Raw genomic sequence first — 13,410 nt, 5'->3', positions numbered from 1 at the left:
GTCATCACATGTTAAACATCTTCGCAGAAGCATTCTTAAGGTCACGGAAACGGAATATTATCATGAATACGCCCAGGATCAGATAGATCATGATACTGATGACTGCGGGCCAGGGGAATTTGTTCATTCCGTTTCTGATGAATATTATCTGTAAAAGGGACATCAATATATCAAAAACAATGTAAAGAGCATATTCATCCAGGCGCAGCTTCAGCACCTTGGCGATAATGATGGTGGCAACCGCAAGACCAAACAATGTGGAGGGCACCATCCAGATAAGGCTCCAGCCGTGGAAGCCTGTGTGCATATCGATATATACATCCACCACTATGGCCACAAAGACCTCCCAGGTGATGACCTTCAGGAGATTGTTTCGAAGATAGACGGTGGTGATAATGGTGATCCAGGCTACCAGAAGTCCCAGCATAACGACACCTATGAAGGAATACTCGCTGTGGGTCATGATATTCACTGTTCCGAATACTATTTCCAGGGCCACAAATAAGAAAGTACACATCTTCATGAAGGTGATATTACTTACCTTGCTCTTTTTTATCACAGGAAAAGCGGGCTCCATCTCAAGCTCAGAGTCCTTGAGGGCACCCTGGCACAGGGGACAGCACTCCTTTTTCCCTCTTATATTAACCTTACATTTAGGGCAATACTGCATAAAAACTTACTCCTCATCATAATCATTGGTACTGAGCACAACCTCTATTCCCAGCTCCGTCAGGCATCTGAAGAAATTCAGCATGATCTTGTGGGTCTTGAAGGGCGAAACCTCTCCGAATACCATCTTGTCCTTGAAGGAACATACGCATACCTGCTGGGATGAAGCCGTCATAAAGGCTGAAAAGCTCTCGATATAGTCCGAAACTTCCGGTGGCATCTTGATCTGTCCCAGGTTGGACATGGAACTGGTGACACCTTTTTTGGCGGATCTGTCAAAGAAACCGATACCGATATCCTTAAGGGGCAGGGGAATCATCTTGATTCCAAAGTTGTGCTCAAGAGCAGCATAGGAATTCATGGTCTTTTCTATGCTCTCGGAGGAAAGCTTTTCCTTAAAGGCCTTGGCCACAGGAGTGATGATGCTCTCCAGCTCCCCGTTGTAATCCGCAGGGTTATAATCGATGTTTATTACTCCGAAAAAGTTGCGGCTGGTTCCGCTGTTAAAGTACTGTCTCAGGTTCACGGGAACGCTGACCACCACATGTCTTCTCTTCTGAAGCCTGTTCATTCCCTGGATAACAGCCTTGATATAGATGGCTACGCAGAGAACTCCAACTGTGGTGTTGTACTGATGAGCCAGCTCCAGGAACTTGCCCGCTGATACGCAGCCCTCCACCAGGTGGGGAAGCAGGTAGTCATCCAGCTCTCCGCTGACCTGATAGGCCTTGATGGAGCGCATCTCCTTGAGCTGCTTGAGGCCCTTTTGCTTGCTGTAGTAGTCCCCGAAGGCATCTCCCGTCTTTTCCTCAACGGAAAAATCATCCGTGGGCTTTATATTCTCATCCAGTCCGTGCCTTAGCTGAAGATAACGGGTCACCATGCTCTTAAAGAACATGAAGGCCCCGGTACCGTCTGCCAGTACATGGAACATCTCCAGATTTATCCTTTTTTTGTAGAAATTGACTCTGTATAAAAGATTCTTATGTCCCGGAACATATAGGGGCATACAGGCCGGTGTGTGCTCCTCCTCCACCACTGCCCGGAGATTGCTGTCCTCCAGGTAGTACCAGAAAATTCCCCTATGAAGAACGCAGTTAAAAAACGGAAACTCCTCGATGGTCTCATCAAGGGCAGTCTGCAGTACCTCCTGGTCCACATCCTCCTTAAGTTCACAGGTCAATCTGAAAACTCTGGTGTTGGCCCCCTTCGCCGACGCAGGGATTATCTTGGCGGCATTATCAAGTTCATACCAGTTTGCACTTTTTGCCATTAAAAAAACTTCCTCACTAACTTTTTTATAGATGTTCAAGGCGCTCTGTCACTATATCCATGGCACCTTTACTCATACGATAGATTACATCCTCAAGGGATATAAACTTTTTATTTCTTATAAACTTAAGATACCTTGGTGTAAAACGCATCTTAATGCCCTTAGACTCTATGCCGGAATTCACCTTGTCCTGAATAGTGGCGCAGGTATCCGCAGGGTCGTGGGCAAGGCTCTTACTAAGGATGCAAAGCAGTGTTCCCGCCGTCCTTACAAAGCCCTCGCAGTTGGGATCATCAGTCACATCTATGGACTGGAGGGCCCCTACAGACCACTTCTTAAGGCTCCTGTAGATGCCGTATTCGCAGTCCAGCTCCACCAGCTTTTCATTGATGCTGTCATAGAGCCATACTTCATTTCCCTTGACAAACATGTCGCTGACGATAAAGAGTTCGCCCTCAAAGGGGAACTTGATCCCCACATTGTCACAGCCTGTCAGAAGCACATTGGCGTTGACCTCGCTGACAATATCCTGTTTCTCAAAGTCCTCCTCATCTATGGTGAAGTTGGGAGCGCTGTCCTGTCTTATCTGCTCTGAAAAAATGCTCTCCGGAGGATCCTCATCCTTTATCTCTTCAAAGAATTCATCGGCTTCCTCTTTTGCCTCTTTCTTGTCCTTCTCCTCGATTCTGCCCTTAGGTCCTTTGCTCACCAGGAAGGAACCAAAGCCCGGAGTCTGCACTGTGAATCTGTCGGTTCCGCACTCCTCGAAGGGTCCTGCCACAGGGTATCTTCCTCTCTTGCGGCCAAAATAGTCCGTATCAAAGGATATCTCCGAGCCGTCAGGGTTCTCAAATCTCTGCTCCGGCTCGAAGGCAAGCCCCAGGAACTGAGTATTTACCGGAATCGTGAAGTTCCTTGGCAAGAACTCATAGAGATTGGTGTGAAGGGTATACCTTCCGTTATCCTCATCAACATAGAAGCTAATCTTGTGGTCATTGTCCACATGGGCTGTCTCTGCGGTGCAGCACCTTGCTCCGTTGAAATAAGCATTTCCTCCGAAATAGACAGGGAGTCTGTCGTAGTAGACATCTCTGGGGCAATGCTCCTCTACATTGAGCCCGTCAAAGCCCTTGAAATACTCCGAGGGCGTAGGAAAGCTGTTGTAGGGAACAGTTCCGCAGATAAAATTGTTCCTGTCCATGGTATCTGTTCTGTTGTCCACACAGTAATCCATGAGATCCTGTCTCACTGTCTTCTGGACAAACACGTTGTTGTAAAATCTGGCATCACCGTGAAGTATGGTCATAAATCCGGCAATCTTGGTGGAATGAGGCAGGTGATACGGCGTATACCTGTCACTTGCAAACTTCCTGGTGCTGTTGTCGCAGCCCTGTCCCACATAGCTGAAGGAACCGGCGATAAGGTTATGAACAAAGGCTATGCCTTGGGTGCTGACCCTGCAGGCAATATCCGACAAAAGCAGGTTGTGATCTATAAGTGTAGGGCCGTGGGATACCTCAACGAAGATATCCTCTCCAAGGGACAGGCCGTCCTCTATCCTGGTTCCCTTAGGGGGCACATTGTCATGGAAAAAGTTCTGGCTGACTCTGGTGCCCTGGGCCTCCCAGTCAAGCCACAGACCTCTTGTGCAGTGGTCAATATGGTTTCGCCTGATTATGGTATCAATGGCAGCGTGGAGCTTGATTCCGCCAATCTCCGCCCCTGCCAGATCATGCTTGTTGTTTATATGATGAATATGGTTGTCTTCTATTATTGAAAAAGCGCCGCCCATATGGCCCACGATACCGGTCTGACCGCAGTCATGGATATCGCAGCGTCTGATAATATGGGAGCCCACAGTTTCTTTGCTCCAGCCCTCATTGACAGCCTGGCACACCGCATCCCTCTGGGTCTGGGTGCCGTCCTTAATGAAGGTCGTGGTCCACTTGTTATTGTTTCCTCTCTGGTAATACTTACCCAGGGAGATACCTGCGCACTTGGACTCGTAGATATCGCAGTCCTCAATGATCCAGCCCTTGGACCAGTTGGGGCCTATCATTCCCTCCTGATAAGCTGTGGGAGGTGCCCACTGGGTGGCGGCCTGTCTGATGCAAAAGCCTGAAACAGTTATATAATCTATTCCGCTCTTTTCAGGGAAAAAGCATGCCCTGCGCACAGAAATCTCAATATTTTCCTGATTTGGGTCCTTTCCCTGGAAATTGGCATAAATTATCGTCTCGCTGTTTTCCCTTGCTGTAAACCAGGTATAAACAGAAAAATCAGGGTCCCAGGACTTCCTGCTCTTCTCGGGATGAAGGCACTGAGAAATATCCAGAACCTCATACATGGACTTGCCGTCAAGGTACAGATCTCCCAGGTGCCTTGGATCCTTCTTCATCCAGCACCAGTCTCCGTCAACAGCCTCCGCATAGGGATTAAAGCTGCCGAAGAAGCTGTCGGGAATCCTCACCCTGTATACGTTCTCAAAGGGCTCCCAGCCTGTGATCTCCTCAGCTCCGGTGATGACAGCCTCGCCCCTTGTGGTACTGACATAGGTTATTCTCTTATCTTCCGTTCCGGAATTAGCGGGTCTTACATGTTCTCTGTATATCCCCGGTGCAACAAAAACCGTATCTCCGGGAGCCGCTATATTGGCAGCCTCCTGGATAGTCTTAAAGGGATGTTTGATTGATCCGTCTCCGCTACGAAGTATATTTCCGGCTACATATATCTGCATACGCCCCTCCAATCTGTGCTTTTTGCCACAAATACGTAATACATTTCCCATTTACGCATCAAATTAATTATACAATACATTCAAATTCTATTGTATGCTTAAATAAAGACACGAAAAAGGAGACCTGTCATGGCCAGAATGAAATTCATCTACGCTATCGCAATAATCGCCGCATTTATGCTTGGCGGAATAATAATAAACGTGGTCAGCTCTTTGTTCTAGACCACGTTTACAGAATTCATATTCTATTTCAGTGCCCGCCTGACTGATTATACAGGTCAAGGGCCGCTCTGGAAATAAATGACTTAAGAGAGATCGGTGCAGCATAGTCATACTGCGCTATTCCGATGCTGACGGTTATGTTGTAGCCAAGACCCAGCTCCTGAGTCATTCTCTTAACATTGTTCTTGATCTGATCTGAAAGCCACACCGCCTCGGCCTTGTAGGCCATCTGTGCAACTACCACGAACTCATCACCGCCGTACCTGGAAACGAAGAATCTGTTCCTTGGGCCCTGGCATGCGCTCTTGACCGCATTGGCAACTCTCACCAGAGCTCTGTCTCCCTCAAGACGTCCGTAGGCTTCGTTGATATTCCTGAAATCATCGATATCTATCATCAATACAAACAGTGACATTCCAAGCTCTTCTGTTCTCATCTTCTGGGCCAGATACTTGAACATCTGATGTCTGTTGTTGATCTGTGTAAGAGGATCCAGGGAAATAAGGTTGTCCAGCATGGAGATGTATACATAGTAAACTGCGATAACAGTACCGTAGCAAACCAGCGGGATTCTCCAGTATATAGCCTGCAGCGCACCCAGAATAATAGGTGAAAGCGGGAACATTCCGATCATGAAGTAGATGTTCCTGTCTGCGTATTTGTCCTTGTTAAAAGCCCTGTAGAGAGCCTTGACGGAAGCTGCTATCAGATAGGAAAAAGGCACAATGACAAGAAGAATATAAAGTCGTCCTCCCACCAGATTGCCGGATTCATCCACGTAGTAAACAAGCCCTGTTCTGTAGGCCGAAACGCAGAGGATACCTGAGATCCACACAGGAATACTAAGGATAAGCCTGGTGATGTCATTCTCAACAGACTTGTCATTCTGTATGGCCTCCGACAATATGTACCATAGGTAGGCCGCCACACTCAGCAGCAAATACGTGAAAAGATTGGATAGATAAAGAAGCGTACTGGATTCTCCCAAAACACCGCCGTCCACCAGTACCCAGAAGATCTCTGCGCAAAAATATAATATCAGAACCACGATGATATTCCCCAATACCATCTGTGAGAACTGCTTGTTGACGCCTTTGGCAATCTTGATTCCGATTAGTCCCAGAAGCAACATACAGGCTATATGCGCTTCAACATAGTAAGTAACGTACCCCAATTCTGCTCCTCCAATAATCATGCGTAATATTTATTTTAGCATGAAATTAGCTAAATTAAAGGTTCCCATTGAAGAGTTTATAGATTGTTTATAATTCCACTTAAACAATAAGACGAAAGCCGTGACAGCCTTCGTCTTAATCTTTTCTTACATTTATTTTTTTGATTTAAACTTATGCACCTCCGGCTATGGCCTTCAGCGCCTCAAATTCCGAATCATATACACCGCCCATGGCTTGCAGATCCTCCCAGGTATACCAGGCTCCGCTAAGCTGAACTCCCCTAATGGAAACATCCGTTGCTATTACCATAAAGGGCTTGTGGTTTACCACAATATAGCACTGCCTGTTAAGACCAAAGGGTGTGACAAAAACATGGCCGGTATCGATCAGATGATTTAAGTCTTCCAAAGAGACTGTTTTTGATAGTAATTCTGTTCTTTGCATACAAATTTTCCTATCATAAATACTATAGAAATATTATACTCTTTGGCCCTATGTGTGTAAATTCGTTTATATTTATTTAAGATTATGTCATATTTTTTATGATTTCAAAGAATAGTCTCTCTCGCCGAATATACCGGTTCCTACCCTGACAAAGGTGGCCCCCTCTTCTATTGCTATCTGATAATCCCCTGTCATGCCCATGGAAAGAGTATCCATAGGTACCGGCAAAATATTCATGCCGTTGATCTCGTCCTTGAGCTCCCTTAGGCCTCTGAAATACTGTCTGTTGCTCTCGGGGTCCTCGGTGTAGGGAGCAATTGTCATAAGTCCTCTGATATTGAGATGAGGAAGGGCGCTGATCTCCTTCACAAAAGTGACAACCTCCTGAGGAGCCAGGCCGAACTTGGTATCCTCACCGGCCATATTCACCTCGATAAGAACATCTATCTTCATATCGTTCTTGGCGAACTGCTTCTCGATCTCCTGAGCCAGTTTGATATTGTCAACGGAGTGGATCATGCAGGCCATTCCGGGAAGATACTTAACCTTGTTGGCCTGAAGATGACCGATCATATGCCAGTCAAGGTCCTCTGTGATGACCGCATTCTTATCCTTCATCTCCTGGACCTTGTTCTCTCCAAATACCCTGATGCCGCAGTCCATAGCCTCTCTAAGGGCCTCCACAGGCTTGGTCTTACTCACAGCTATAAGAGTAACCTCGCTGCGCTCTCTTCCTGCCTTCTCGCAGGCCTTTCTGATATTGCTTTCCACTATCTCAAGGTTTTCTTTTATCATAAAAATGCTCCTGTCACTATTTAATGTGTTTTTTGATTCAAAATCTCAGATAAAACACTAGATTTTGTGTTTTATTTTTCATCAGGATATTATATCATATAATTGAGTAAAAATAACAATCCGAAGGAATCCCATATGAACGTCAAGGATATTTCAAACGGATCTGAGATCAAAATACATGCATACATCGGTGGCCATAGCATAGTTCTTATGACAATGGCTGTATTTGGCGTGTCTGCAGGTCTTTTGGTGAAGCCCATGGAATATTTTGGCAAATATATGCAGTTTCTGGAGCCCTCCAAGATCGAAGTCAAAAATAAGCGTGACGGAAGAGTCTATAAGTTCATGTCCACCACCATCACACCGGTTAAGACCAGGTACGGCAACTTCCATCTTATCCGCAGCGAGGACAAACTTGAGCCCGAGAACACAAGGAAGGCTGAACGCTTTGGCTTTGCCAAGATGGGTGTTGTATCAGTAGGTGACAATACTCTTGATCTTCACAACTGCATTATACACGACATTTCCATGCGTGGATTATCCTTAATTCTTGATAACGATATCAAAGTCAAAATTGGCGACAGATTAAACGTCTCCTTCCGCTATGGTCCCATGTTTCACAATTATCAGATAAGCACTGTTGCCGTGAGATATTTCAATGTTCAGGGCAAGCGTGCCGTGGGCTGCAGTATAGCCAACATGAATGTGGATTATATAACCCTTGTGGCCACCAAGCGAAACGAGAAATACACTCCTCTTGATCAGGAGCCGGATATTACTCTCAATCCGGAGATTTCCCAGCGTCAGCAGATCCAGGAGGTGGAGGAAGATCTTGCATCCCAGCTTATATCTGAAAGACCCAGTACCGGAGCAAAGACCATCACCGACGAGAATCCCTTCGCCCTTGATAAACTGGAACATATTTCCGACAAGACTCTCAGGCAGAAACACAAGGAAGAACGTCAGGCCAAACAGGCCAAGGAAATTGAAAATCTTCTCGATCTTCGAGACATCTGAACAAGCATAAAAAAGACCAGGGCAGCTGCCCTGGTCTAAATTATTTCCTGTCTATATATCAGAAGCGAACCTGCTTCTCTACCATTCTGACAAATTCCACATTGTTTCTTGTCTTGGAGAACAGGTTGATACACTGATCAACAGCGTCATCAGCCTTCATGCCGTTAAAGCCCTTACGCAGGTTGTTGATAGCTGCAAGCTCGTCTGCAGAAAGAAGAAGGTCCTCTCTTCTGGTGCTGGACTTGGGGATATTGATAGCCGGGAAGATTCTCTTTTCCTGGAGCTTTCTGTCCAGAACCATTTCCATGTTACCTGTTCCCTTGAACTCCTCATAGATAACGTCGTCCATCTTGGAACCGGTCTCAATAAGAGCTGTTGCAAGGATTGTAAGGCTTCCGCCCTCTCTCATATTTCTTGCTGCACCGAAGAATCTCTTGGGCATATGAAGAGCTGCCGGGTCAAGACCACCGGAAAGTGTTCTTCCTGAAGGAGGAACTACGATGTTGTAAGCTCTTGTAAGTCTTGTGATGGAATCAAGAAGGATAACTACATCCTGTCCATGCTCAACAAGTCTCTTGGCACGCTCTATAACCATCTCAGCCACTCTCTTGTGATGCTCAGGGAGCTCGTCGAAGGTTGAATAGATAACCTCTGCATTAGGTCCCTCTACCTCTTCCTTGATGTCTGTAACTTCCTCGGGACGCTCGTCGATAAGAAGAATGATGAGGTGGATGTTGCTGTTATTCTTAAGGATTGACTTGGCAACTTCCTTAAGAAGTGTTGTCTTACCTGCCTTGGGAGGAGAAACGATCATACCTCTCTGTCCCTTACCGATGGGGCTGATAAGGTCCATGATTCTCATGGCTACGCTGCAGCCGGGCTGCTCAAGTCTGATCCTTGAGTTAGGGAAAATAGGTGTCATGTTCTCAAAGTTCCATCTTCCCATGGCAACCTCGGGTCTGTAGCCGTTGACTGTATCAAGTCTGGAAAGAGCAGCAAACTTATCTGTCTCCTTCTTGGCTCTGCATCTGCCCTTAAGGATATCACCGGTCTTAAGATTGAATTTTCTGATAAGGCTGGGTGCCACGTATACGTCATTCTCACCGGGGAGATAATTCTCGCATCTGATGAATCCGTATCCATCCTGCATAACCTCAAGGATGCCGTCGGCATTATCTCCGTCAGCCTCATCCTCAGGCTCTGCTGCAACAGCTGCAGCAGTCTCAGGCTTTCTGACCTCTTCCTGACGAACAGGCGCAGCCTCCTGAGGCTTCTCAGGTCTTGACTCCCTGACTGTTTCCTTCTTCTCAGGCTGAGTCTTATTGGTAGTGGTAACAATTATTTTTCTCTTCTTAAGAGGTTTCTTCTCTTCGGATTCCTTGGGCTGCTCTTCCTTGGTTTCAGCTGCCTTCTCGGTAGCTTCCTTCTGGTCAAGCTCGCACATAAGGTCTATGATCTCTGACTTCTTCAGAGCAGTTGCACCCTTAATGCCTCTCTTCTTGGCAATTTCCCTAAGGTCAGCAAGTTTCAGTGTCTCGTATCTCTCTCTCAAAAGTAACTCCATTCCGTGCCACAGGGGCACTATTGCAAAAATATAATAAATAGTGTTTCTAAATCAGTTTCAGTTAGCACATGTGGGGATAATAAACGACTGCATCAAATGCATTTGTTTAAGAACCTAAATAATTAGCTATAACAAAAATACACCATTTATGTGCAAAAATCAACACTGTTATCAGAAATTACCATACAATATCTTCGCAAGTTCAGAATTCTTATCAAGAATAATGGTCTTCTCTCCCTTAAGAGACTGCTTAAGAGTATCAAGACCTCTGATAAAGCTGTAGAATTCAGCCTTTTCCTCAGTATCATAGGCCTTGGAAAGAGTTGCCATGTATGCTGACTCACCCTCTGCCTCCAGAACCGCAGCATCTTTCTCGGCCTGGGCTGTGATGATCTTGACCTGCTTGTCTGTCTCGTTGTGGATCTTCTGAGCCTCTGCATCGCCTTCTGCCTTGTAAGCCGCAGCAATGTTGTTTCTCTCAGAGATCATACGCTCGTAAACAGCCTGCTTGTTGTCATCCGGAAGATCCAGGGACTTGATCTGGGCCTGAACTATGGTGATTCCATAGCCTGACATATCAGAGTTGGCTTCATTAGTGATAAGGGATGTGAGCTGCTCTCCTCTTGCCTCAATGACCTCGTCCTGGGTCATGGATGAAATGGCATTCTTGGTGGCATTGTAAACAGATGCCTCAATTCTCTCCTCTGCTCTGTCGCTGATGGCGTTAAGGGTCTGAACATACTTAAGTGGTTCTGATACCTTCCAGAGAACGTAGGTATCTGTGATCATTGACTTCTTGTCCTTGGTGATAACGTCTGATGCAGGAATATCATAAAGCACGATCTTGGCGCTGATAGACTGGGTGTCATCAACAAAAGGAGTCTTGAAGTGAAGTCCTGGCTCCTGGGCTATAGCTATGATCTTGCCGAATCTTCTTACTGTAACATATTCGTTCTGATGAACTACGTAGCCTGCGGATGTGATAACAGCCGCGATGGCAACTATAGCGATTATGATAAATGCTTTTAAAAAGCCGTTCTTTTTCATTATGGTATCCTCCTTCCCTTAATTGTTGAAACTATCCAGAGGCAGCATCTGCTCTGTGTTTCCGTCGGTGATGATAACCTTGAGATCAGGAAGAACATCCTCCATGGCCTCATAGAAAAGTCTCTTCTTGGTGATATAGGGCTGAAGCTTGTACTGCTCATACATCTCGTTGAAACGAGCAACCTGACCTTCCGCCTCGGCGATTCTTGCCTGCTTGGCAGCCTCCGCATCCTGAATGATCTTATCAGCCTCGGCCTCTGCCTTGGGAAGCTCTTCGCTCTTGTACTTCTTGGCATTGTTGACCGCTGTCTCTTTGCCCTGCTTGGCTGTTTCTACAGACTTAAAGGCCTGAACGATCTCCTGTGTAGGGGGCTCAGCATCCTGTACAGAGAGGTTCACAACGGTAATACCGATGTTGTTGTCAGAGAGTTCCTTCTGAAGCTTCTCTTTTACCTCGGACTGAATCTGTCCCTTGGCTGTGGTGATTACATCATCAACAGTATAATTGACCACGGTGTTTCTGATATTGGCAAGGGCCATGTTCTTCATGACAGCTGCCGGATCCTCTGTGTTGTAAAAAGCTGCCACAGGATCGCTTACCTTGTACTCCAGGTAAAAATCAATATCTACGAAATTAAAATCTGAGGTGATCATGACACCCTCATCATCCACGGTGATATTCTGGCCGTCCTTTATAACATAGCCGATACCTATGCCATGGGTTGTCATGTCGATGAGATGTGCCTGCTGGATAAAGGGAACCTTGAAGTAAAGCCCCGCAGTGTCAACTCTTATTACCTTACCAAACATGGTAAGAATTGCCTGCTCCTGCTCTTTTACCTGATAAAAACTCTGTCCCACACAAAGCATAAGGAAAATAACCAGAGCACCGATTATGATTCCTTTTTTGGCATTCTTCATGGAAGCGCCCTGATTAACCACGCCCCCGGAATAATGCCCGTTGGATTGTTGTCCGTTACCAAACATTTTTTTCCTCCTTTTACCAAAAGAGCCGACCTGTCATGTTGACAACAGGCCGGCTTACTTACTGCATTTATCTGCAAAACTGATTACTGGAAGTTAGCAACCAGTGCTGCGATCCTGAGAACAAATAATACAAATACGATCCACATTACAGGGCTTACATCCTTTGCCTTCTTAGAAACGACCTTAAGAACAACCCATGCGATTACAGCGAACATGATACCTGTAGCGATTGAGTATGCAAGAGGCATCATAACTACTGCAAGGTAAGCGCCTACTGAATCAGCGATATCACCGTCAAACTTAACCTTGGTGATACTCATAAGCATAAGCATACCTACATAGATAAGTGCAGGAGCTGTTGCGAATGAAGGAATAGCAAGGAAAATAGGGCTAAGTACGATAGAAACGAGGAACATTACACCTGTTGTAAGAGCTGTAAGACCTGTTCTTCCGCCTGCTGCTACACCTGCGCTGGACTCAACAAAGCTGGTGATTGTTGATGTTCCGAGAAGGGCACCTGCTGTTGTACCAACGGCATCAGCAAGGAATACCTGACCAACTCTGGGAAGGTTGCCATCCTTGTCAAGGAGGTTAGCTTTATCAGCTACACCTACTACTGTTCCTACTGTATCAAAGAGATCTACATAAAGGAAGCTGAATGTAATAGCAAGGAACTGGATGATGTGTGATGCTGCCCATGAGAAGTTAAGCTTGAAAGCTGTCTGTGAAATAGCACCGAAATCATAACCGCCGGCGAAGCTAGGGAAAAGGCTTGTTCCCTCTGCAGGAACATAGATGCCTGCAGCCTGAAGGATCATACCGATAACCCATGTAACAATGATTCCGATAAGAACGCCGCCCTTAATGTTGTAGTGAACAAGAGCTGCGATGATAACAAGACCAACAAGGGCAAGTACCATATCAAGGTCTGTGAAGCTTCCAAGACCTACTACTGTAGCGTCATTGGCAACGATGATGCGTGCATTCTGCATACCGATGAAAGCAATGAAAAGACCGATACCTGCTGAGATACCAAACTTAAGGTTCTGTGGGATGCTGTTGATGATCTGCTCACGGAACTTAAAGAATGAAAGAAGGATGAAGATAATACCTTCTACAAATACTGCTGTAAGTGCAATACGCCAAGGATCAGGCTCATTAGCCAGCTCTCCGAGACATACTGTATATGCGAAATATGCGTTAAGACCAAGTCCTGCTGAAAGACCGATAGGATAATTAGCAAGAAATGCCATGATGAAAGTAGCGATTGCTGATGCAATAGCTGTTGCCATGAAGATGGCGTTAGGGTTCATTCCTGAAGCAGCCAGGATATTCGGGTTTACAGCCAGAATATAGGCCATGGTAAGGAATGTGGTGAGACCTGCCATGATCTCCCTTTTGACGTTCGTGTCGTGCTCTTTGAGTTTGAATAACTTCTCCAACATACTTTTTCACCTCGTGATTAAATGATTTGTTCTCT

The 13,410-nt window shown here is 45.9% G+C and carries 11 protein-coding genes; 1 reads left to right on the top strand and 10 read right to left on the bottom strand.

The window, feature by feature from the left end:
- Positions 1-4: 4 nt before the first annotated feature.
- The 6 genes from T359_RS0107850 to T359_RS0107820 form a co-directional block, all read right to left on the bottom strand.
- On the bottom strand, positions 5-670 hold the full coding sequence (locus T359_RS0107850; protein WP_026516994.1) for a DUF6320 domain-containing protein: 666 nt from the start codon (positions 668-670) through the stop codon (positions 5-7).
- Between the two features lie 6 nt (positions 671-676).
- Positions 677-1,942, bottom strand: a complete 1,266-nt coding sequence (locus T359_RS0107845; RefSeq protein WP_026516993.1) for a hypothetical protein — start codon at positions 1,940-1,942, stop codon at positions 677-679.
- 25 nt (positions 1,943-1,967) lie between these two features.
- The gene (locus tag T359_RS19740) at positions 1,968-4,679 is read right to left on the bottom strand and encodes a right-handed parallel beta-helix repeat-containing protein (protein WP_081795491.1); all 2,712 of its coding nucleotides are present in this window, start codon (positions 4,677-4,679) and stop codon (positions 1,968-1,970) included.
- A gap of 250 nt (positions 4,680-4,929) precedes the next feature.
- Positions 4,930-6,075 (bottom strand): GGDEF domain-containing protein, encoded by a 1,146-nt coding sequence (locus T359_RS0107830; protein ID WP_026516992.1) that lies wholly within the window; start codon positions 6,073-6,075, stop codon positions 4,930-4,932.
- Positions 6,076-6,247: 172 nt separating this feature from the next.
- On the bottom strand, positions 6,248-6,520 hold the full coding sequence (locus tag T359_RS0107825) for a hypothetical protein (protein ID WP_026516991.1): 273 nt from the start codon (positions 6,518-6,520) through the stop codon (positions 6,248-6,250).
- 96 nt (positions 6,521-6,616) lie between these two features.
- Entirely contained in the window at positions 6,617-7,315 is a 699-nt protein-coding gene (locus T359_RS0107820) for a YggS family pyridoxal phosphate-dependent enzyme (protein WP_026516990.1), read from the bottom strand.
- A 135-nt stretch (positions 7,316-7,450) separates the two neighbouring features.
- Here T359_RS0107820 and T359_RS0107815 point away from each other — a divergent pair, with 135 nt between their 5' ends.
- The gene (locus T359_RS0107815; RefSeq protein ID WP_026516989.1) at positions 7,451-8,332 is read left to right on the top strand and encodes a PilZ domain-containing protein; all 882 of its coding nucleotides are present in this window, start codon (positions 7,451-7,453) and stop codon (positions 8,330-8,332) included.
- A 58-nt stretch (positions 8,333-8,390) separates the two neighbouring features.
- On the opposite strand, the gene rho is transcribed toward T359_RS0107815, so the two are convergent.
- The 4 genes from rho to T359_RS0107795 form a co-directional block, all read right to left on the bottom strand.
- A complete protein-coding gene (gene rho / locus T359_RS0107810; RefSeq protein WP_026516988.1) occupies positions 8,391-9,884 on the bottom strand; it encodes a transcription termination factor Rho in 1,494 nt (497 codons plus the stop codon).
- Between the two features lie 183 nt (positions 9,885-10,067).
- Complete coding sequence (gene hflC, locus T359_RS0107805) at positions 10,068-10,943, bottom strand: protease modulator HflC (RefSeq protein ID WP_026516987.1); 876 nt, start codon at positions 10,941-10,943, stop codon at positions 10,068-10,070.
- 18 nt (positions 10,944-10,961) lie between these two features.
- The gene (hflK, locus tag T359_RS0107800) at positions 10,962-11,930 is read right to left on the bottom strand and encodes an FtsH protease activity modulator HflK (protein ID WP_242839063.1); all 969 of its coding nucleotides are present in this window, start codon (positions 11,928-11,930) and stop codon (positions 10,962-10,964) included.
- Positions 11,931-12,013: 83 nt separating this feature from the next.
- Positions 12,014-13,375: an NCS2 family permease gene (locus T359_RS0107795; protein ID WP_197027071.1), complete on the bottom strand. Its 1,362-nt coding sequence runs from the start codon at positions 13,373-13,375 to the stop codon at positions 12,014-12,016.
- Positions 13,376-13,410: the final 35 nt, after the last annotated feature.

The sequence above is a fragment of the Butyrivibrio sp. MC2021 genome (genome assembly GCF_000621605.1).
Lineage (GTDB): Bacteria > Bacillota > Clostridia > Lachnospirales > Lachnospiraceae > Butyrivibrio.
This window is presented reverse-complemented; position numbering and strand designations above follow the sequence as displayed.